At 71.7% G+C, this 21352-nt stretch carries 20 protein-coding genes; 14 read left to right on the top strand and 6 right to left on the bottom strand.

Annotated elements, in window-relative coordinates; all coding sequences use genetic code 11:
• Nucleotides 1–221: 221 nt before the first annotated feature.
• The 8 genes from mshD to pstB all read left to right on the top strand — a co-directional run bounded on the left by mshD (nucleotide 222) and on the right by pstB (nucleotide 9976).
• Nucleotides 222–1169 carry a mycothiol synthase gene (gene mshD / locus AC067J_RS39470; RefSeq protein WP_478307628.1) on the top strand — a complete coding sequence of 316 codons (948 nt, stop codon included), beginning with the start codon at nucleotides 222–224 and terminating at the stop codon, nucleotides 1167–1169.
• Between the two features lie 454 nt (nucleotides 1170–1623).
• Nucleotides 1624–3801, top strand: a complete 2178-nt coding sequence (locus AC067J_RS39465; RefSeq protein WP_478307627.1) for an RNA degradosome polyphosphate kinase — start codon at nucleotides 1624–1626, stop codon at nucleotides 3799–3801.
• Nucleotides 3802–3952: 151 nt separating this feature from the next.
• Nucleotides 3953–5071: a CHAD domain-containing protein gene (locus tag AC067J_RS39460; RefSeq protein WP_478307625.1), complete on the top strand. Its 1119-nt coding sequence runs from the start codon at nucleotides 3953–3955 to the stop codon at nucleotides 5069–5071.
• Between the two features lie 16 nt (nucleotides 5072–5087).
• The gene (locus tag AC067J_RS39455) at nucleotides 5088–5552 is read left to right on the top strand and encodes an NUDIX hydrolase (protein WP_478307624.1); all 465 of its coding nucleotides are present in this window, start codon (nucleotides 5088–5090) and stop codon (nucleotides 5550–5552) included.
• Between the two features lie 244 nt (nucleotides 5553–5796).
• A complete protein-coding gene (gene pstS, locus AC067J_RS39450) occupies nucleotides 5797–6933 on the top strand; it encodes a phosphate ABC transporter substrate-binding protein PstS (protein WP_478307623.1) in 1137 nt (378 codons plus the stop codon).
• Nucleotides 6934–7079: 146 nt separating this feature from the next.
• A complete protein-coding gene (pstC, locus tag AC067J_RS39445) occupies nucleotides 7080–8060 on the top strand; it encodes a phosphate ABC transporter permease subunit PstC (protein WP_327679698.1) in 981 nt (326 codons plus the stop codon).
• On the top strand, nucleotides 8057–9133 hold the full coding sequence (gene pstA / locus AC067J_RS39440) for a phosphate ABC transporter permease PstA (protein WP_478307622.1): 1077 nt from the start codon (nucleotides 8057–8059) through the stop codon (nucleotides 9131–9133). Before pstC ends, pstA begins: the two co-directional genes overlap by 4 nt.
• 66 nt (nucleotides 9134–9199) lie before the next feature.
• Nucleotides 9200–9976, top strand: coding sequence for a phosphate ABC transporter ATP-binding protein PstB (pstB, locus tag AC067J_RS39435; protein WP_478307621.1), 777 nt, complete (start codon nucleotides 9200–9202; stop codon nucleotides 9974–9976).
• 247 nt (nucleotides 9977–10223) lie between these two features.
• Here the strand turns inward: pstB and AC067J_RS39430 are convergent, their stop codons facing one another.
• The gene (locus AC067J_RS39430) at nucleotides 10224–11222 is read right to left on the bottom strand and encodes an inorganic phosphate transporter (protein WP_478307620.1); all 999 of its coding nucleotides are present in this window, start codon (nucleotides 11220–11222) and stop codon (nucleotides 10224–10226) included.
• Between the two features lie 5 nt (nucleotides 11223–11227).
• Entirely contained in the window at nucleotides 11228–11848 is a 621-nt protein-coding gene (locus AC067J_RS39425; protein WP_327679705.1) for a DUF47 domain-containing protein, read from the bottom strand.
• 361 nt (nucleotides 11849–12209) lie between these two features.
• Here AC067J_RS39425 and AC067J_RS39420 point away from each other — a divergent pair, with 361 nt between their 5' ends.
• Complete coding sequence (locus AC067J_RS39420; protein ID WP_478307619.1) at nucleotides 12210–12686, top strand: metal-sensitive transcriptional regulator; 477 nt, start codon at nucleotides 12210–12212, stop codon at nucleotides 12684–12686.
• A 160-nt stretch (nucleotides 12687–12846) separates the two neighbouring features.
• On the opposite strand, the gene AC067J_RS39415 is transcribed toward AC067J_RS39420, so the two are convergent.
• A complete protein-coding gene (locus AC067J_RS39415; RefSeq protein ID WP_478307618.1) occupies nucleotides 12847–13068 on the bottom strand; it encodes a hypothetical protein in 222 nt (73 codons plus the stop codon).
• A 241-nt stretch (nucleotides 13069–13309) separates the two neighbouring features.
• On the bottom strand, nucleotides 13310–14206 hold the full coding sequence (locus AC067J_RS39410; protein ID WP_478307617.1) for an SCO4651 family lipoprotein: 897 nt from the start codon (nucleotides 14204–14206) through the stop codon (nucleotides 13310–13312).
• Between the two features lie 196 nt (nucleotides 14207–14402).
• On the opposite strand from AC067J_RS39410, the gene AC067J_RS39405 reads away from it, so the two are divergent.
• On the top strand, nucleotides 14403–14594 hold the full coding sequence (locus tag AC067J_RS39405) for a hypothetical protein (RefSeq protein ID WP_478307616.1): 192 nt from the start codon (nucleotides 14403–14405) through the stop codon (nucleotides 14592–14594).
• Nucleotides 14595–14692: 98 nt separating this feature from the next.
• Here the strand turns inward: AC067J_RS39405 and AC067J_RS39400 are convergent, their stop codons facing one another.
• Both AC067J_RS39400 and AC067J_RS39395 read right to left on the bottom strand, forming a co-directional pair.
• Nucleotides 14693–15406, bottom strand: coding sequence for a phosphatase PAP2 family protein (locus AC067J_RS39400; RefSeq protein WP_478307615.1), 714 nt, complete (start codon nucleotides 15404–15406; stop codon nucleotides 14693–14695).
• A gap of 194 nt (nucleotides 15407–15600) precedes the next feature.
• Nucleotides 15601–16827, bottom strand: a complete 1227-nt coding sequence (locus AC067J_RS39395) for a bifunctional lytic transglycosylase/C40 family peptidase (RefSeq protein ID WP_478307614.1) — start codon at nucleotides 16825–16827, stop codon at nucleotides 15601–15603.
• A gap of 239 nt (nucleotides 16828–17066) precedes the next feature.
• Between AC067J_RS39395 and AC067J_RS39390 the strand changes: the two genes are divergently transcribed.
• The 4 genes from AC067J_RS39390 (at nucleotide 17067) to AC067J_RS39375 (ending at nucleotide 21345) form a co-directional block, all read left to right on the top strand.
• Nucleotides 17067–17417 carry a hypothetical protein gene (locus AC067J_RS39390; RefSeq protein WP_329884006.1) on the top strand — a complete coding sequence of 117 codons (351 nt, stop codon included), beginning with the start codon at nucleotides 17067–17069 and terminating at the stop codon, nucleotides 17415–17417.
• Between the two features lie 194 nt (nucleotides 17418–17611).
• The gene (locus tag AC067J_RS39385; protein ID WP_478307613.1) at nucleotides 17612–18433 is read left to right on the top strand and encodes a hypothetical protein; all 822 of its coding nucleotides are present in this window, start codon (nucleotides 17612–17614) and stop codon (nucleotides 18431–18433) included.
• Nucleotides 18434–18716: 283 nt separating this feature from the next.
• A complete protein-coding gene (locus AC067J_RS39380; RefSeq protein WP_478307612.1) occupies nucleotides 18717–19763 on the top strand; it encodes a hypothetical protein in 1047 nt (348 codons plus the stop codon).
• 7 nt (nucleotides 19764–19770) lie between these two features.
• On the top strand, nucleotides 19771–21345 hold the full coding sequence (locus tag AC067J_RS39375) for an SCO6880 family protein (protein ID WP_478307611.1): 1575 nt from the start codon (nucleotides 19771–19773) through the stop codon (nucleotides 21343–21345).
• The last annotated feature ends 7 nt before the right edge of the window (nucleotides 21346–21352 follow it).

Below are 21352 nucleotides of genomic sequence, written 5' to 3'. Positions count from 1 at the left end.
TACTGCAGGGGGGACCCTGTGGGAGAGTAGGACGCCGCCGAACAATCATTCACAAAGAACCCCCGTCCGGGATCCGGACGGGGGTTCTTTGCGTTTCCCCGCGATTCCCGTTGACGTATCGTCAGGGCATGGACGATGGAACGCCGACAACGGGCGACGCGACAGGCTCTGTGAGCGGATCTGCAACCGGCTCTTCGGCCGACGGCGCGGCGACCGCCGCGGTGGTCGGAGCCGGCACGCTGCGGCCCGGACAACGTGACGGAGCCCTGCGGGTCCTGGAGGACGCCCAGGCGGTGGACGGTCGGGCGGCCGTCTCGGAGCAGGGACGCCTGCGTCTGCGCTCCTCGGAGACGGCCCGGGCCGGAGTGACCCACTTCGTCGAGGCCGACGGCGAGGACGTCGTCGGCTACGGCCAGCTGGAGGTACCGGAGGGGATCGGCGCCAACCCCTCCGCCGAGCTCGTCGTCGCGCCGGCCGTCCGCGGCCGGGGCTTCGGGCGGCCCCTGGTGGACGCGGTCCTCGTCGAGGCCGACCGCGCGGGCCGGGAGTACGTGGACTTCTGGGTACACGGGGGCCATCCGGCGGCCCGGCACCTGGCCGAGCGGTACGGGGCCGAGCTGGTCCGCGAGCTGCGGCAGATGCGCCGGACCGGACCGCAGACCGAGACCGTGGCCCTCCCCGAAGGGGTCGAGCTGCGGACCTTCCGTCCGGGTGAGGACGACGCGGAGTGGCTCCGCCTCAACGCCCTGGCCTTCGCCCACCACCCGGAGCAGGGCTCCTGGACCGAGCGGGACCTCGCCGACCGGCTGGCGGAGCCCTGGTTCGACCCGGCCGGTTTCTTCCTCGCCACCCGCCACGGCAAGGTGGTGGGCTTCCACTGGACCAAGGTGCACCCGGCGACCGCGACCGAGCCCGCCCTCGGCGAGGTGTATGTGGTCGGGGTGGACCCGGTGGAACAGGGCAGCGGACTCGGCCGGGCGCTCACGGCGGCCGGCCTGCGCCACCTGACGGGCACCACCGGCGGTGAACGCGGGCTGGAAACCGTATTGCTCTACGTCGACGCTGACAATCCGGCTGCCGTGCGGGTATATGAACGACTGGGATTCACGATCCACGAGATCGACCTGATGTACCGCACCCGATACCACGGCAACCGAAACGGCGACTGAGGCACCGGAGCACCGACCCGAGGCCGGCCGGAACTCCGGCCGGAACTCCGGTCGGAGCACCGGCCGGGACTCCGACTGGGGCACCGGACGCGGCGGCGTCGGAGCACCGGTCGGAGCAGTGCCCGCCCCAGCCGCCGCGGCCGCAGCGGTGACCTGGAGGCACGACCCGGCTTAGCGGAGAAGGAGGTGCCGGGGCAACGGTCGTGCGCCCACGCCCCGGCCCCGACCGCCTCAGCTTTCCTCCTGGCCATGCGGTGTTTACCGTGGATTCAATTAATGCCGCGAAGATCACAGGATGAAGTCCGTAGTGTCTCGCTCGTGCAGCATCGGCCGACACCCGCTGGCCGGTCCTGTGACGACTGCGCCGGGTGGGTGGGCGTTGGCGCTGGGCGAGGACGACGGCCCGCAGAGCAATTCGCGTCCGGACGCCGTCCTGCTGGAGGAGCTGGAGCCCATGAGCATCCCCCGCCCCGTCTCTGCCCCGCTGTCCCCGCCCGCCCGGTTGTCCAGTGCGCTCGGCATTCCGCCCGAGCTGCCGGCCGCGGACGAGCAGGACTTCGAGGAGTTGCCGCAGGGCCGTTTCCTGGACCGTGAGCGCAGCTGGCTCGCGTTCAACGAGCGCGTGCTGGAGCTGGCCGAGGACCCCGGGATCCCCCTGCTCGAACGGGCCAAGTTCCTGGCGATCTTCGCCAGCAACCTGGACGAGTTCTTCATGGTCCGGGTGGCCGGCCTCAAGCGCCGGATCGCCACCGGGGTCGCCCAGCGCAGCGCGTCCGGGCTGCAGCCGCGCGAGGTGCTGGACCTGATCTGGACCCGCTCGCGCGAGCTCATGGCGCGGCACGCCGCCGCCTTCCAGCAGGAGGTGCTGCCGGACCTCGCGTCCGAGGGCATCGAAGTGGTCCGCTGGTCCGAGCTGGCGGAGAAGGAGCAGGCGCGGCTGCACACCCTGTTCCGGCAGAAGATCTTCCCGGTGCTCACCCCGCTGGCGGTGGACCCGGCGCACCCGTTCCCGTACATATCGGGGCTCTCCCTGAACCTGGCGGTCGTCGTGCGCAACCCGGTGTCCGGGCACAAGCACTTCGCCCGGGTGAAGGTGCCGCAGTCGCTGGCCCGCTTCCTGGAGGCCTCCCCGCAGCGGTACGTGCCGCTGGAGGACGTCATGGGGGCGCACCTGGAGGAGCTCTTCCCGGGGATGGAGGTGCTCGCGCACCACGCCTTCCGGGTGACCCGCAACGAGGACCTGGAGGTCGAGGAGGACGACACCGAGAACATCCTCAAGGCCCTGGAGAAGGAGCTGATGCGGCGGCGGTTCGGTCCGCCGGTGCGGCTGGAGGTCGAGGAGTCGATCGACCCGTACATCCTGGACCTGCTGGTCCGGGAGCTGAACATCACCGAGGCGGAGGTCTTCCCGCTGCCCGGTCCGCTCGACCTGACCGGTCTGTTCGGCATCGCCGAGCTCGACCGGCCGGAGCTGAAGTACCCGAAGTTCGTGGCGGGCACCGCGCGCGGGCTGACCGACGTGGAGTCGGCCTCCCAGCCGGACATCTTCGCCGCGATGCGCGAGCGGGACGTGCTGCTGCACCACCCGTACGACAGCTTCTCGACCTCGGTGCAGGCCTTCCTGGAGCAGGCCGCGGCCGATCCGGACGTGCTGGCGATCAAGCAGACGCTGTACCGGACCTCCGGTGACTCGCCGATCGTCGACGCGCTGATCGACGCGGCGGAGTCCGGCAAGCAGGTGCTGGTCCTGGTCGAGATCAAGGCACGCTTCGACGAGCAGGCCAACATCAAGTGGGCCCGCAAGCTGGAGGAGTCCGGCTGCCACGTGGTCTACGGGCTGGTGGGGCTGAAGACGCACTGCAAGCTGTCGCTGGTGGTCCGGCAGGAGGGTGACACCCTGCGCCGCTACTCGCACGTCGGCACCGGCAACTACCACCCGAAGACGGCCCGGCTGTACGAGGACCTCGGGTTGCTGACCTCGGACCCGCAGGTCGGCGCGGACCTCTCGGACCTGTTCAACCGGCTCTCCGGCTACTCGCGCCGGGAGTCGTACCGGCGGCTGCTGACCGCGCCGCGCGGGCTCCGGGACGGTCTGGTCTCGCGGATCCACAACGAGATCGCCAACCACCGGGCCGGACGTCCGGCGTACGTGAAGCTCAAGGTCAACTCGATCGTCGACGAGGCCGTGATCGACGCGCTCTACCGGGCCTCGCAGGCCGGGGTGCCGGTGGACGTCTGGGTGCGCGGGATCAGCGCGATCCGCCCGGGGGTGCCGGGGCTGAGCGAGAACATCCGGGTGCGCAGCATCCTGGGGCGCTTCCTGGAACACTCGCGGGTGTTCGTGTTCGGCAACAACGGCGATCCGGAGGTGTGGATCGGCAGTGCCGACATGATGCACCGCAACCTGGACCGCCGGATCGAGGCGCTGCTGCGGATCACCGACCCGGCGCACCGGGCGGAGCTGTCCGGGCTGATCGACCTCGGGGTGTCTGACGAGACGGAGTCCTGGCACCTCGGGCCGGACGGGTCGTGGACCCGGCACGCCCAGGACGCCGACGGCAAGCAGTTGCGGCACGTCCAGGACCTGCTCATCGACTCGCGTCAGCGCCGCCGGGCCGCCACCACCCGGTGACGGCCGGTCGCCGCCACGACCCCGCTGACGCGAGACGCGACGACGCGACCGCGCGACCCACTGACGCGAGCCGCTGAGCGGTAGGGAGCCGCTGAGCGGTCGGCCACCAGCCCCGGGGACGGCCCCGGGGGAAACGGGGATCTACCTAGTCATGACCGATGCGCCGATGACGGCCCAGGCGGCCTCCACCGCGACCGCCGGGGACATCCTCTCCAGCCATCTCACCGCGCTGGCGGGTGCGTTCCTGCGCGCGCTGCCGCTCGCGGTGGGCGAGGTCGGCGCGAGACCGGGGGCGTCCGTCCTCCCCTCGGAGGGCACCGCGGACCTGCTGCGGGCGGTGCGGCGGATCAGCGGCCTGTTGCACACCTTCGGTGCGGCCTTCGAGCCGGAATGGGCGCAGGAGTCGCGGACCGAGCTGGGCTGGCTGCGCGACCTGCTGGCGCTGGAGCCGGGGTACGTGCGGCGGTCGGCCCGGCTGCTGGGTGCGCTGGACGGGCTGAACGGCAGCGAGGCGGACGGTCCGGGAATGCTGGCCGGGCACGTGGGGGCGCCGAAGGCCCGGGCGCTGCTGGACCGGCAGCTGACCCTGGCGCGGACCAGGGCGCACTCGACGGTGCTGCAGGAGCTGCGGTCGGCGCGGCTGCACGCACTGGCGGACCGGATGACGCTGCTGGTGGCGGAGGCACCGCTGGTGGAGTCGGCGGGGGGCCGGGCGGGTGCGGTGCTGCTGCCGCAGGCGGGGGCGGCGTTCACCGCGCTGGCGGTGGGCGTCCAGCAGCTGCCGCTGCAGCGGTCGGCGACGCCGTACGGCGGGGACGGCCTGCGCCGGCTGGCGGCGGTGCCGCACGCCCTGCCCGCCCAGGGGCAGGAGGTGCCGAAGGCCCGGGGGGCGCTGGACGCGGACGCGGCACTGGCGGCGGACGACGCGCCGTGGCACCGGGCGCGGGTGCTGGTGAAGCGGGCGCGGTACGCGCTGGAGGTGTGCGGGCGGTCGCCGGGGGTGCTGGACGAGCTGGACGGGGTGCTGGCGCGGCACCAGGAGGCCTCGGACGCGGCGGTGACGGCGGCGACGGCGGCGCGCACGCCGCGGATCACCCCGGCGACCGCGTACGTGCTGGGCGTCGTCCACGCCGACCAGCGGCTGGAGGTGGAGGCGGCGCGGTACGCCTTCGGGCGCCGCTGGCCGGAGCTGCCGCCCGGGCTGGAGGCCTGGCTGGAGCTTCCGCCGGCCGAGGGCTGGGGGGCGGCGGCGGAATCCCGGACGGCCTGAGGTGGGCGGCCGGTCGGTGGTCCCCGGCCGGGGACCGGTGGTGCTGGCGGCCGGGGCGGTGCTCTGGCTGCCGGGGCGGGTGAAGAAGAGCGGCCGGCTGGGGCGGCCGCGGATCGCGGTGATCCACCGGCCGAAGTACGACGACTGGAGCCTGCCGAAGGGGAAGCTGGACGCGGGCGAGGGCGTGGTCGAGGCGGCGCTGCGCGAGGTGTGGGAGGAGACCGGGTTCACCTGCGTGCTGGGGGAGGAGCTGCCGGCCCAGCACTACCTGGCGCAGGGCCGGCCCAAGGAGGTCCGGTACTGGGCGGCGGTGCCGGCGGCGGGGGAGTTCCGGCCGAACCGGGAGGTGGACCGGCTGGAGTGGCTGCCGGCCGGGAAGGCCCGGGCGCGGCTGACCCACGAGCGGGACCGGCGGCTGGTCGACGCGCTGCTGGAGCTGCTGGGGGCGCGGCCGGTCCGGTCGTCGTCCGGAGAGTCGTGAAGGAACGGTGGAAGTGATCTCGTCGCGCTCCTGCCGTGACGCAACCGTTACTACCTGACGTAGTTTCCTGCCATCCGTTCGAGGTTCACTCTCCGTTCACTTACGACCGGCTGACGCGTCACCTACCCGGCTTAACTTCGGTGTCACCGGAGGGCCGAACGGGCCCCGGACCACAGCAAAACCCGCGCTCCGCCGTGCCGTGCACGGCCCGCGCGCAGGGCAATGCCACAGAAAGGGACACCCTGTGAAGCTCCAGCGGAACGGCCGCTCCAAGGCCCTCGCGATCGGTGCCATGGCGCTCGTCAGCTCGCTGTCGCTCGCCGCCTGCGGTTCGGACGAGAACACCACCACCACCGGCGCCTCGGGCAGCGGCTCCGCCGCCCCGGCCGCCAAGATCGAGTGCGGCCCCAAGCCCGCCGCTCTGCTCGCCGCCGGCTCCACCGCGCAGGGCAACGCGATCGACGTCTGGAAGACGAACTTCGCCGCTGCCTGCAAGGAGTCCTCCGTCAACTACGGCGGTGGCGGTTCGGGCGCCGGTGTCCAGCAGTTCACCCAGGGCAAGGTCCAGTTCGCCGGCTCCGACTCGCCGCTGAAGCCGGCCGAGGTCGACGCCACCAAGGCGATCTGCACCGGCGGCCAGGGCATCAACCTGCCGCTCGTCGCCGGCCTGATCTCGATCGTCTACAACGTGGACGGCGTGGACAACCTGGTCCTGGACGGTCCGACCACCGCCAAGATCTTCGACTCGCAGATCACCAAGTGGAACGACCCGGCGATCGTGGCGCTCAACCCGAGCGCCAAGCTGCCCGACGCCGACATCCAGGCCGTCCACCGCACGGACGACTCCGGCACCAACGAGAACCTGACCAAGTACTTCGCCAAGGTCTCCAACGGTGCCTGGGCCTACCCGGCCGCCAAGGCCTGGGCCGGCAAGGGCGGCCAGGGCGCGAACGGCTCCGCCGGTGTCGCGGCCCAGGTGAAGCAGGTCAAGAACTCGATCAGCTACGCCGAGCTGTCCTACGCCCAGACCAACAACCTGAAGAGCGCCGCCATCAACACGGGCGCCTCCAAGCCGGTCGAGGCCACCGCCGCCAACGCCGCCACCACCTTCGCCAAGGCGAAGATCGCGGGCACCGGCAGCGACCTGGCGCTGACCCTCGACTACGGCACCAAGGACGAGGGCGCCTACCCGCTGGTCCTGGTCACCTACGAGATCGTCTGCGACAAGGGCAACAAGGCCGAGACCCTCGACGCCCTGAAGGCGTTCCTGACCTACGCGGCCAGCGACGCCGGCCAGAAGGCCGTCGGCGAGGCGGGCTACGTCCCGCTCCCGAAGGAGCTCACGGACAAGGCCAACGCCATCATCCCGACGCTGGCCTGATCCCAGCAGCACCTCCGGTGGAGCGGCCCCGTGGACGAGGGGGGCCGGGGCCGCTCCACCGGATGCAGTGACCGAGCAACACGTCCGGGGCACCGCCGCCAGGGTGCCGCCCCCTCGGGGCAGCACCACCAGACCGGAGTAGACCAATGACTTCATCCACCCCTGCCGCCCCGCGAGGCAGGGAAAGCCGCAAGCGCGACAGCCGGGTCGGCGACAAGATCTTCATGAACCTGTCCCGCGGGTCGGGCATCCTGCTGCTGGTCATCATGGCCGCCATCGCAGGCTTCCTGACCTGGCGCGCGGGTATCGCCCTGACCAAGAACGAGGGCAACTTCCTCACCACCTTCGAGTGGACGCCGGACGCCCCGAAGCCGGTCTTCGGCATCGCCGTCCTCGCGTTCGGCACCATCGTCAGCGCGGCGATCGCGATGGCGATCGCCGTCCCGGTGGCCATCGGGATCGCGCTGTACATCTCGCACTACGCGCCGCGCCGGATCGCCCAGCCGTTCGCCTACCTGGTGGACCTGCTGGCAGCCGTCCCCAGCATCATCTACGGCCTCTGGGGCGCGCTCTTCCTGGTGCCGCACCTGTACGGACTGACCAGCTGGCTGGACGAGTACCTCGGCTGGACGTACATCTTCGACCAGTCGAAGGTCGGCACCGCGCCGCGCACCCTGTTCACCGTCGGCATCCTGCTGGCCATCATGATCCTGCCGATCATCACCGCGGTCAGCCGTGAGGTCTTCCGTCAGGTGCCGCGGATGCACGAGGAGGCCGCGCTCGCGCTCGGCGCGACCCGCTGGGAGATGATCCGCACCGCGGTGCTGCCCTTCGGCCGCCCCGGCATCATCTCGGCCTCGATGCTCGGCCTCGGCCGCGCGCTCGGCGAGACCATCGCCGTCGCCGTCGTGCTCTCCGCCAACAACGTCCTCTCGCTGCACCTGCTCGACCCGGGTGGCGGCACCTTCGCGCAGAACATCGCGCTGAAGTTCAGCGAGGCCCAGCCCTTCGGCCGCGACGCGCTGATGGCCTCCGGTCTCGTCCTGTTCGTGATCACCCTGCTGGTGAACGGTGCCGCGCGGCTGATCGTCGCCCGCCGCAAGGAGTACTCGGGGGCCAACGCATGAGCGCCGCGACCACTTCCGTTCCGGCGGACGCCCGCCCGGTCGGCCGCCCGCTGACCGCCAACCGGCTCCCCAAGTGGGCCCCGGCCGCCGTCGCCGCCGGCTCGATCGCCCTCGGCTGCGGCATCGGCCTGGTCGGCGGCCTGGAGAGCAAGCTCCAGTGGGGGCTGATCTCCGCGATCCTCTTCCTGGCCATCGGCTACGGGCTCGCCGCCCAGGTCGAGGGCCGCCGGCAGGCGAAGGACCGCTTCGCGACCTCGCTGGTCTGGGTGGCCTTCATCCTGGCCGTCATCCCGCTGCTCGCGCTCATCACCTACACCGTCCAGCAGGGCGCCGAGGTGGTGGACAGCTACTTCCTGACGCACTCCATGAAGGGCGTGCGGTACTCGGGCCCCGGCGGCGGCATCTACCACGCGCTGATCGGCACCATCCAGCAGGTGCTGCTGGCCACCCTGATGGCGGCGCCGATCGGTCTGCTCACCGCCGTCTACCTGGTCGAGTACGGCCGCGGCAAGCTCGCCAAGGCGGTCACCTTCTTCGTCGACGTCATGACGGGTGTCCCGTCGATCGTCGCCGGTCTGTTCATCCTGTCCCTGTGGAACATCGCCCTCGGCTTCAGCTACTCGGGCTTCTCGGGCAGCCTCGCGCTGGCCATCCTGATGATGCCGGTCGTGGTCCGCTCCACCGAGGAGATGCTCAAGCTCGTCCCGAACGAGCTGCGCGAGGCGTCGTACGCGCTCGGTGTGCCGAAGTGGAAGACCATCCTGCGGATCGTCCTCCCCACCGCCATCGGCGGCATCACCACCGGTGTGATGCTCGCGGTCGCCCGCATCACGGGTGAGACCGCGCCGGTGATGATGCTGGTCTTCGGAGCGGACATCATCAACTCCAACCCGTTCGACGGGCCGCAGCAGTCGCTGCCGATGTACATCTGGCAGCAGTACGCCATGGTGAACAACGACTTCGGCTACGCCCGTGCCTGGGGTGCCGCGCTCGTGCTGATCGCCTTCGTGATGGCGCTCAACCTCATCGCCCGGGGCATCGCACGCTGGCGCTCGCCCAAGGGCGGACACTGACCGACTGACGTACGACCGGCATCTACTAGCGGCCCCCGGCCGCGGGCTGAAAGAAGACGAAAGAACATGGCCAAGCGCATCGACGTCAGCGGACTGTCCGCCTTCTACGGCAGCACCAAGGCCATCGAGGACATCTCGATGAGCATCGAGCCCCGCTCGGTGACGGCCTTCATCGGCCCCTCGGGCTGCGGCAAGTCGACCTTCCTCCGCACCCTGAACCGGATGCACGAGGTGATCCCCAACGCCCGGGTCGAGGGCAAGGTCCTCCTCGACGACGAGAACCTGTACGGGGCGAGCGTCGACCCGGTGGCGGTCCGCCGTGCGGTCGGCATGGTCTTCCAGCGCCCGAACCCGTTCCCGACCATGTCGATCTACGACAACGTGGTCGCCGGGCTGAAGCTCGCGGGTGTGCGCAAGAAGTCCGCCCTGGACGGCGTGGTGGAGAAGTCCCTCAAGGGCGCCAACCTCTGGAACGAGGTCAAGGACCGCCTGAACAAGCCGGGCGCCGGCCTCTCCGGCGGCCAGCAGCAGCGCCTCTGCATCGCCCGCGCCATCGCGGTCGAGCCGCAGGTCCTGCTGATGGACGAGCCCTGCTCCGCCCTCGACCCGATCTCCACCCTCGCGATCGAGGACCTGATCGGCGAGCTGAAGTCCCAGTTCACCATCGTCATCGTGACGCACAACATGCAGCAGGCGGCCCGCGTCAGCGACCGCACCGCCTTCTTCAACCTGGCCGGCGTCGGCCAGCCGGGCAAGCTGATCGAGCTCGACGACACGCAGCGGATCTTCTCCAACCCGTCCGTCCAGGCGACCGAGGACTACATCTCGGGCCGCTTCGGCTAGACCGCGGCACCCCCGTCACGGGCCGGACCCCGGCCCCGACCTCCGGTCCCCGCTCCCCGGCCCTCCCGGCCGGGGCGCCCGGAGGCGGCCGACGGACCAGAGCTGCTCCGCGGTGCTGCATGGCGGTGCCGCCGCGGGGCATGGAAAAGGGCCCGCCCCCGAGATGTGGGGGCGGGCCCTGTCACGTCCGCGCTGCCTGTCACGTCCGTACGGCTTGTCACGTCCGCACGGTTCCGGCGCCGGAGCGTCAGCCCCAGAACAGGTGGACGAACCAGTACACCAGCGCTGCGACGATGGCGGCCGCCGGCATCGTGATGAACCAGCCGAGCACGATGTTCTTCGCGACGCCCCAGCGCACCGCGCGGATCCGCTTGGTGGCCCCCGCGCCCATGATCGCCGAGGTGATCACGTGGGTGGTGGAGATCGGCGCCTTGAACACGAACGACGTGATGTACATGACGGTCGAGGCGGTGGCCTCGGCCGCGAAGCCCTGCGGCGGATCCAGCTCGATGATCTTCCGGCCGAGGGTCCGCATGATCCGCCAGCCACCCGCGTAGGTGCCCAGCGACAGCATGGTGGCGCAGGAGATCTTCACCCAGACCGGGATCGGGTCCCCTTCGCTCTCGTGGCCCGAGATGGTGAGGGCCATCACCACGATGCCCATGGTCTTCTGGGCGTCCTGCAGGCCGTGCGCGAGGGCCATGGCGGCGGCCGACGCGGTCTGCGCGACCCGGAAGTTGCGCTTGGCCCGGTGCGGGTTGGCCCGCCGGAAGATCCAGAGGATCGCCAGCATCACCAGGAAGCCGCCGATCAGGCCGACCACCGGCGAGACGATCATCGGGATGACGATCTTGTCGAGGACACCGCTCCAGATCACCTCGGTGCCCCCGGCCAGCGCCGCACCCACCATGCCGCCGAACAGCGCGTGCGAGGAGGAGGACGGCAGGCCGAAGTACCAGGTGACCAGGTTCCAGGCGATCGCCCCGACCAGCGCGGCGAACAGGATCGCCATCCCCTGGTTGCCGGTCGGGGTCTCGATGATTCCCTGGGAGACGGTGTGCGCCACCCCGCTGCCGAGGAAGGCGCCGGCCAGGTTCATCACCGCGGCCATCGCGAGCGCGGCCCGGGGGGTGAGCGCCCGGGTGGAGACCGAGGTGGCGATCGCGTTCGCCGAGTCGTGGAAGCCGTTGGTGTAGGTGAAGAAGAACGCAACGCCGATGACGGCGATGAGTGCTGCCATGTCCACGAGGGTCAGGACTCCTTGACCGCGATGGTCTCCACCGTGTTGGCGACGTGCTCGAAGGCGTCCGCCGCCTGCTCGAGGACGTCCACGACCTGCTTGAGCTTGAGCACCTCGATGGCGTCGTACTGGCCGGAGAAGAGGTGGGCGAGCAGCTTGCGGTGGATCTGGTCGGCCTGGTTCTCCAGCCGGTTGACCTCGATCCAGTACTCGGTCAGGTTGGACATGCTGCGCAGGTTCGGCATCGCCTCGCAGGTGAGCTCGGCGGCCCGGGCCAGCACCTCGATCTGCTGCTCGATGCCCTTGGGGAGGGTCTGGATGTCATAGAGGACGACCAGGTCGACGGCCTCCTCCATGAAGTCCATGATGTCGTCCAGCGACGAGGCGAGGTTGTAGATGTCCTCGCGGTCGAAGGGCGTGATGAAGGACGAGTTCAGCTGGTGGAAGATCGCATGGGTGGTGTCGTCTCCGGCGTGCTCGGCGGCGCGCATGCGCTCGACGATCTCCGCGCGGGCCGACACGTCTGATCCCAGCAGTTCCAGCAGGAGCTTCGAACCGACGACCAGGTTCTCCGCGGCAGCGGTGAACATGTCGTAGAAGCTCGTCTCCTTCGGGGTCAGGCTAAAACGCACGGAAATCTCCGATGTGCGGGGTAGGGGACTGAACGATGCTAGGTGCAACCAAGCGCAATTGCGCAAACGGGGTGGTCGAAGAGGAGCCGGAACTTCCCCTTCCGTTCGGCTGCCGCAGCAGTGGACCGACCTGCACTCCAGGCGTGGGCGTGAGCCCCCAGTCTGACGGAACCTCGCCCGGATCGCCCCTGCCGTGCGCGGGAAGAGTGGGGTGTTCCCCGGACGGGGGAACCCCGGGCGACCCCGCGGCCCGGTGCCCCGCCAGGGCCGGCCGACCGCGCCGGAGGAACACCACGACCGGTCCCGGTGTTGGACACTGGATGCCGACGCAGCCACCAGGCACTCAGACGAAGGCGGGCCGATGACCACCACGCAAGCGCGCACCGAGCCGGAGCCGGCGCCCGGGGCGGAACCGCACGGCGAGCGGACCGCGCCGGACGCCGGCACGTCGAACACCGCCACCGTCCGGCCCGTCTCCCCGGCCGCCACGGGGCCGGACGGCGCCGCCCCGGACGCTGCCGCCCCGGACGCCGCCGGGCACCACGGCGCCCACGGGCCGCACGGGTACACCGCGCAGAAGGACGCGCACCTCAAGCGGCTGCGCCGGATCGAGGGCCAGATCCGCGGTCTGCAGCGGATGGTCGACGAGGACGTCTACTGCATCGACGTGCTCACCCAGGTCTCGGCCAGCACCAAGGCCCTGCAGTCCTTCGCGCTCTCGCTGCTGGAGGAGCACCTGCGGCACTGCGTCGCCGCGGCCGCCGAGGAGGGCGGCACCGAGTTGGAGGCCAAGGTCGCCGAGGCCACCGCGGCGATCGGCCGGCTGCTGCGCAGCTGAGGACGGGCGCCCGGCCGTCGCGGCCGGACCGCCGCAGCCGCGCCGTCGTGACCGGGCCCTCACAGCCGGGCGTCGTCCGAGGAAGGGGCGCGCGTCGACAGGGTGTGCGCCCGGGGCGTGCACCAGCCCGTCCCGGTCGTCCGGCTCCGAGCGCCCTGCTCTAACCGCCCTGCTCGCGGGCGTCCCGCTCCCGGCCGTCCCGCCCGGACCCGGCGGCCGGACCGCCGTCGGCCCGGTCGAGCAGCACCTCGTCGATCCGCTCGGTCGGCAACCGGTCGCCACTGCTGGCCGTGGCCGCGATCATCAGCTCGCCGGCCAGCTCGATCTCGTCGAGGGCCGCGTCGTCGTGGCCACCGCTGCGGCTGCCCGTGGACGACATCACCTGCACCACCCCTTCAGCGCCTCGCCAGCCCGGGCGGCAGCCACCCGGCGTCCAGCCTAGGCACTCCGGAGCCCGCCCACATGGCACGGACGGGCCATCTCGGCGCCGCCGAAACGGGTGGCCCGACAGGTGTCCCGGGCCCACCCGCTCCGGCGGCGCCCCCTCTCGCGCCGCTCCCGCCCCGGTCCGGGCCCGCTCCCGGCCCTGCGCCGGCCAGTGGGCCGGGAGGCGGGCCCGGGACCTACTTCGGGCTCTCGGTGGGCTTCATCGCGTAGATGTCGGAGGCCGGCGGCTCGGCGGCCTCCACCGGCTTGCCGAAGTCCGTCAGCGAGGTGGTCGAGACCACCTTCACCTGGTCCTTGGCCTCCTTCGACCCGGCCACCCCGGCGAAGGTGAAGACCTCGACCACCTTGTGCAGCCGCCCCTGCTCGTCCAGCCAGGCGTCGTACGGGATCTCCTTGACGGTGAAGGTCTGCGCGGCCATCCGCAGCCCGTCCCCGCCCCGGCCGCCGGTGGCGTCGGCCGCCTTGGCGAGGTCCAGGGTGCCCCGGAAGTGCTTCAGGGCCGCCCCGCCGACCGTCTCGGTGCCGACCAGCTCCGCCTTCTCGGCGCCGCGCAGGGCGCCCGCCGCGGAGGCCGGGTCGGTCGCGCCGCCGCTGACCAGGTTGCCGTCCGGCAGCTGGCGGACGTCCAGCTTGACCCACTTGCCCTCGGGCACCTTGGCACCGCTGTTCTGCAGGTACACGGTGCCGGGCAGGAGCACCTCGACGATCTTGCCGGTGGTCGCCGCGCCCGGCGGCACCTGCACCTCCAGCCGGCCGATCCGCTTCACGTAGTCGTAGCCGCCGGTGCCGGTGAAGACGGCCTTCTTGTCCGCCGACTCGGTCACCAGCTCGGTGGCGGCGTGCGCGGAGCCGGTCCGGCCGGTGATGTCGGCGGCGTTGCGGACCGCCGTCAGCGGGTCCGCGGCGAGCTGGTCCGGACTGCCGCTCGCCTGCTGGTCGGCGGAGGCCCCTCCGCCGGCCGAGCAGCCGGTGAGTCCGGCCAGGGCGGCCGCGAGCAGTGCCACCCCCGCCGCCGGGCGCAGTCGCGGCCCGGTCCGGCCGGTCCGCCGGCCGCTGCGCTGCTGGTCGGTCATCTTCATCCTCGCGACAACCCCCTCGGGCCCGACTGCCCCGCCGGCCACCCGTGGGTGGGCAGAGCTCTTTCCGGGCAAACGAGTTGACGCGGCAAGGGTTACGCGGGGCCCGGCGCGCGGGCGCCGGCGTGCGCCCTGCCCCGAATCCGTCCGGCTGCATCGCGTCCGGGGGCTCCGGCGCGTTACGGTGAAGCACGTGCACAGTGAGCTGCCGGCAGCGCCCGGCACCACCCGGATGCCCGAGCACCGTGTCGCGATCAGCGAACGCGGTTCCTTCTGCTACGCGACCTGCGTCTGCGGCTGGTTCTCCCCGGCCCGCCGCTCGCGCGACCTCACCCGTCGGGAGGCCGCCGACCACCTCGCCGCCAGCGGCGGGGAGACAGGGTAGCGCCGGGGCGCCGGGGCCCGCGGGAGGCCCACCGGGCGCGCGGGGGTCTGCTCGATCCGCGGGGCCCGCCCGGGCCCGCGGGGAGCGGCCCGGAGCGGTCAGGCCGCCAGGTCGGACTCGGGCGGCTGTTCGTCGGCCCGGACGGACCCCCGGGAGCCGCCGCGCCGGCGTCCGCCCGCCCGCCGGCCACCGACCTGCGGGGCCCGGATCAGCGGGGCGAGCGCGGTCCGGCCGAGCGCGTGGCAGAGCGGGACGAGCACGGCCATCGCGATCGGCGCCAGCAGCAGTACGACGGCGGTGGCCAGAGCGAAGCCGCCGATCACGTCGGTGGGGTAGTGGACACCCATGTACATCCGGCAGAACCCCTGGAGCAGGGCCAGGCCACCGGCGATCCAGCCGAGCCGCCGGTTCACCAGGAAGAGCGCCACCGCGATGCCCATCGACATCGTCGAGTGGTCGCTGACGAAGGAGTACGTGCCCGCCTTGCCCTCCACCAGCACCTCCAGGCCGGCGTGGTCGACGAAGGGGCGGGGGCGGTCCACGATGGCGGAGATCGGCAGGTTGGCGAGCTCGGCGATGGCGACCGCGATCGGGGCCCAGAGCAGCCCGGCGACGGCCACCGGGGCGTCCGGGCGGCGTCTGGCCTGGAGCCAGCCGGTCAGGCCGAGCAGGGCGAGGCCCAGCAGGATGCCGTACTCGCCGATCCACGAGACCACGTGGTCGAGCCAGGCCGGTGAGCGTTCGGCCAGGCCGTTGACGGCGTAGAGCAGGTCGAGGTCGGGGTTGGTCGTGTCGGCAAGCGGCGTCGACACGCCGCACCTCCTTCTGGTCCGCAGCACCTGATCGTTCCGGCCGTGGTCCGCGCAGCGCCGCCCAGGCCAGGTGGGCTGACGCGGGACCATCGGACACAACGTCATAACCGGTGCACAGCGTTCCACGGAAACACGCGGTTATGGAAACTTGACTCAGCGTCCACAGCGCACTCACACCCGGCGGGTGGAAGTGATCAGCTCTTTGCGGATTGTTGACCTGCACCTGTCGTGACGGGACCGGTGGCGACCGGGGTCCTGGCGGCCGCCGGGGCCGGGGCCCCGCCGGCCGGTGTGCCGGGGGTCGGAGCGGGTGTGCCGGGAGCGGCCGGGGCCGGGGTGGACGCGGGCGGGGTGGACGCCGGCGGGGCCGCCGGGTCGCCGGGACGGCTCGGAGCGATCACTGCGCCCGACGCGTCCCGCATCGGCAGCGCCTGGGCGCCGTCCGAGGTGACCCGGGTGGCCCCGATGTACTCCCGGGTGTCGATCTTGTCGTAGCGGACCACCGCATTGGTGTGCGGCGCGTTGATCATGTACCCGCCGCCCACGTAGATGCCCACGTGGTGGATGCTGCGCGGGTCGGTCAGGTCGGTCGCCCAGAACACCAGGTCCCCCGGACGCAGCTGGTCGCGCGAGGGGTGCGGCCCCGCGTACCACTGGTCGTTGGCGACCCGGGGGAGCTCGATGCCCACGCTGGCGAACGCGACCTGGGTCAGCCCCGAGCAGTCGAACCGCCCGTTCTGCGAGGACAGCCCCGTGCCGCCCCACAGGTACGGGGTGCCGAGCTTGCTCTGGGCGAAGTAGATCGCGCCCGCCGACTGCGCCGAGACCTCCACCGGCGCGACCGGCGCGGCGAAGCTGCCGGCCGTCGCCAGGATCTTCTTCACGTACCCCTGGGTCTCCCGGTACGGCGGCACGCCCTGGTACTTCGTCACCGCGCCCGGCCCGGCGTTGTAGGCGGCCAGCATGTTGGACTGGCGGTCGCCGGGGACCTTGGCGACGTAGGCGGCCAGCGCGCAGTCGAAGGTGGCCGCCGAGGCGATCGCGTCCAGCGGGTCCCACGGGTCCTTCCGGCCGTCGTTGTTGCCGTCCGTGCCGTATGCCGCCCAGGTGTCCGGCATGAACTGCGCCAAACCCTGCGCCCCCACGTAGGAACGGGCTCCTGGGTCGAAACCGCTTTCCTGGTAGAGCTGCGCCGCGAGCAGCGGCGGCGAGAGATCCGGGCAGAGCTGACCCCACTGCTGGATCGGCCCCTGGTACGCGGCCGGAACCGTTCCCGGGGAGAGTCCCGCGCGATTGCCCGACTGTTGTGGCGTCCCACTCGCCGCAAACGTCCCGACGGTCACCAGACCGACGAAGCCGATCAGGACAACTCCCGCAGCGGCGGCGGCCGTACCGGCCTTCCGGAGTACCATCAGCACCATCCCGACGAATCGTCAGTCGAAGTGTCCCGGAAGGCGTTGCTCACCGCAATCATCAGAGATACAAAGAGTGAGCGCTATCCTTCGTACGGTGGACATCCTCGCGTACGTGTCCGATGCCTCACGACCAATCTGCGAGAAGTAGCCAAGTCGACATCAGATCTGGCCAAGAATAGGTACCGACCCTTCGCGCGGGCGGGGTCTGGGCCCTTGAATTTGCCTGATCGGGCGGTGAGATGGAAATGGACCTGAGCAGCGTGAACAGCATCGCGATCGGCCACCTGGCCGAGGACCCCCCCAAGAAGCCGAATATCGACACCATCATCGGCGGGATCGCCCCGGACTGGGGCCCGTTCGCGAGCCTCGGGTCCGAGGCCCGGGTGATGGTCCAGGTCGTCATGGCCGTGGCGATCCTCGCCTGCCTCGGTCTCGCCGTTTGGGGTGCGGCCAAGCAGCGGATCGGCGCCACCGCGATGCGCGACAGCTTCGGTGCCGAACAGGGCAAGGGGCTGATCATCGCCGGCCTGACCGGCGTGTTCATCATTGGATCACTCGGCACTCTGTTCACCATTGTGTACGGCATGGCCATCTGACGATCGGACAGATCCGGCGGTGACGGAACGAGGAGACGGGGAGCCGCCCGTCGCCGGGCCGTCCGCCCGACCGGCTGACCGCGACCCGTCGGAGTCCCGCCGGGAGTCCAACCCCACCACCCCTCCCTCCGCGCCCGCCCACAGGCGGAGGGGCCCCCGGAGCCGCCCCGGCTCCCCGCACCAGGAGGGCCGCCGTGCCGTTGTCCGACGACCAGCCGCACACCCGTACGCGGCTGCCGGTCGGTGAACAGCCCTCCTCCCACGCGACAGGCCGTCAGCCGCGGCCGCTGCGGACCCTGGTGACCGTCCTGGCGGTCGTCACCCTCCTGGTGGTCGCGATCTCCATCGCCAACCGGGGCAAGCCCGACCCGACCACCACCACCGCGAGCGGCTCCGCCGACCGCGCCACCCCGAGCGCCGCCTCCGGCGCGGGCCCCGCGCCCAGCGGCGACCAGCCCGTCGCCACCACCGCGAACGGCATCGCCGCCGGCTTCCCGCACACCGACCAGGGTGCCCAGTCGGCCGCGGCCAACTACGCGGTGGCCATCGGCTCCGCCGACATGTTCCGCACCGACAGCCGCCACACCATCGTCACCACCATCGCCGACCCCGCGGCCGCCCCGGCCCTGCAGGCCCGCCTGGACCAGGGGTTCGGCGGCGACACCGTGACCCGCTACGGCCTGGACGCCCAGGGCCGCGCACCCAAGGGCCTCACCTTCGTCAGCCGTACCGTGCCGGTCGGCACCAAGGCGGTCGGCTACAACGACACCGAGACCAAGGTCGAGGTGTGGTGCACCGGCATCACCGGCCTCGCCGGCGAACGGTCCGTCCTGCCGGTCGTGGCGAACTGGTTTACGCTCACCTTCACCCTCCGCTGGACGGGCAGCGACTGGAAGCTCACCGACTACGCCAGCCGGCAGGGCCCCGCCCCCATGCCCGGCGACCAGCAGGCCGCCACCGCCGAGGAGATCACCGGCGCCGTCCAGCAGTTCGGGGGTTTCCGCTATGCCCGTTGACCACGCACCGAACCGTCGTAGCGCGGGCCGAGGCACCGAAGCCTCGCCTTCCGGTCGCACCACCGCCCGTCGGACGGGCACGGTGGCCGGCGCCGTGGCGGTCATTCAGCTCGGGGCGTTGCTCGCGGCCCAGCGGGTCTTCGCCGAGCCGTCGCCGACGGCGACGCCGTCGCCAACGCCGAGCGCGACCTGCCAGAAGGTCGATCTTCCGATCCCGGGCAGCGATGCCGGCTGTGCCCCGAACGGGGCCGTGGTCATCCCCGGGAGCGGGACGGTGGGGAGTGTGACGGATCCGCTGGGGTCGCTGGCGAAGGGGTGTGCGCAGGCTGCGGCGTGGGTGGTGCGGAAGCTGTCGGGGGCGATCGATGGGACGACGGAGGTGGACTTCACCAATGCGTCGTTCCTGCAGCAGTACGCGGTGGTGTTCGCCGCGTCGACGATCATCACGCTGGTGCTGTGGCTGCTGGCGGTGACCAAGCGGGCGGTCCGCGGGGCGCCGTTGGCGACGGCGGTGTCGGAGGCGATCGGGTTCCTCTGGCTGACCGTGGTGGCCTCGGCGTTCACGCCGCTGATCCTGTACACCGTGGTGAGTGCGACGGACGGGCTGACCAAGGCGATCGCGGTGGGGACGAAGTCGGACACCGGGACGTACCTGGGCGGGTTCGCGGACACCCTGGAGAAGGGTGACATGGGCGGTGGGCCGCTGATCCTGATCATCGTCTCGCTGGTGGCCGTGCTGGCGGCGGCGGTGCTCTGGATCGAGCTGCTGATCCGGGCGGCGATGCTGTACGTGGGCGCGCTGCTGGGGACGGCGGTGTACGCGGGGCTGGTGGACAAGCAGTTGTGGAAGCACGTGCGCCGCTGGGCGGGGCTGATGGTGGCGGTGGACCTGGCGAAGCCGATCATCGTGATCATCCTCGGGCTGGCGGGTGCGGTGGCGGCCGGGGCGGGTGCCACGGACGACTTCGCCCGGGTGCTGTCGGGGCTGGCGATCCTCTTCCTGTCGATCTTCGCGAGTGCCGCGGTGTACCGGTTCGTGCCGGGCTTCGGCGACGAGATGGTGAACATGCGTCAGGCCCGGGCCAGTGCGGTGTCGGCCGGGTCGGCGATGATCAACGGGACCGCGAACCTGATGAAGCAGGGCATCACCACCCATGGCGACCGCGGCCCGCAGCCGGGTGGCGGGGGCGGTGGGGGTGCGGGCGGCGGTTCGGTCGCGCCGGGCATCGCCGCCCACGCGGCGCGGACGCCTGCGCCGCCGCCGCAGGCCGGGCCGCCGGCCCAGGCCGCCGGGGCGATCCGCGACAGCAATCCAGCGAAGGGAGGGTGACGGGTAAGTGAGCAGCGAACCGCTCGGCCAGTACGGTGCCCAGTACGCCCAGTCGTACGTGCACCAGCGCCGTACCTATCTGATCGGCAAGGCCCGCCCGAACGCGCCGATCGGCCGGAACCGCGAGTCCGGCGAGATCGTGCTGATCATCTTCGGGGCCTTCCTCGGCATGGTCTGGGGCCTGATGATGCCGATCCTGCCGTTGCGGATCGGGGGCCTGGTGGGCCTGCCCCTGCTGGCGATCGCGGCGGTGTACGTGCCGTACCGGCGCCGGACGTTCTACAAGTGGGTGGAGATCAACCGCACCTACCGCCGGACGGTCCGCAGCGGGCGGGGGGTGTGGAAGTCGGAGGTCATGGACGCCGGGACGCGGCTGGACGGCCGCGAGGTGGAGATCGGCCCGCCGCCGGGGGTCGGGCGGCTGCGCTGGCTGGCGGCGCCGTTCGGGCCGGACGAGGTCGGGGTGCTGATGCACCTGGAGCGGCGCACGGTGACGGCGGCGATCGAGATCGAGGGCCCGGGCGTCGGGCTGCGGGACTCGGAGGATCAGGAGGCGCTGGTCGACCGGTTCGGGACGCTGCTGAAGCACGTCGCGAACGGGGACGGCTTCGTGACCCGGCTGCAGATCCTCGCCCGGACGCTGCCGGCCGACCCGGACGCGCACGCCAAGGACGTGGAGCGGCGCGGTGACCCGGACTCGCCGCGCTGGCTGAAGGACTCGTACGACCAGCTGCAGTCGATGGTGTCGACCTCCTCCGAGCAGCACCGGGCGTACCTGGTGGCCTGCATGCACTACACCCGGGACCTGGCGGCCGAGGCGCACGCGATGGGCCGGACCGCGAACGGGCGGCGGGCCCGGGACGACGAGGGGCTGGCCGCGGTGATGGCCCGCGAGCTGACCGACATCTGCGCCCGGCTGGCGGAGGCGGACATCCGGGTGCGGCAGCCGCTGGGCCAGGCCCGGCTCTCCTCGCTGCTGCACTCGATGTACGACCCGGACCACCCGATCGACCACATCCAGGCGATGTCGAAGCGGAACGCCTGGCCGGCCGAGCTGGACGCCACGCACCCGCAGTACCTCCAGGCGAAGACCCGCGAGTCGGCGACCCGGGAGCCCTGGTGCCACGCCACGGCATGGGTCAAGGAGTGGCCGCTCACCCCGGTCGGCGTCAACTTCCTGGCGCCGCTGCTGGTGCACACCCCGGACGTGATCCGGACGGTGGCGGTGACGATGGACCTGGAGCCGACCGACGTCGCGATCGAGCGGATGCTCACCGAGAAGACCAACGACGAGGCGGAGGCCAGCCGCGCCGCCAAGATGAACCGCACGGTCGACCCGCGCGACCTGGCCCACACCGGCCGGGTGGACCAGCGCGGCGACGACCTGGCGTCCGGCGCGGCCGGCGTCAACCTGGTCGGCTACATCACGGTCTCCTCGCGCAATCCGGACGCGCTGGCCCGGGACAAGCGGACCATCCGCGCCTCCGCCGGCAAGAGCTACCTCAAGCTGGAGTGGTGCGACCGCGAGCACCACCGCGCGTTCGTCAACACCCTGCCGTTCGCCACCGGCATCCGCCGCTGATCCACCT

The organism is Kitasatospora sp. NPDC042419 (genome assembly GCF_056437345.1).
Note: the sequence above shows the minus strand (reverse complement) of the source record. Positions and strands in the feature narration are given on the sequence as shown.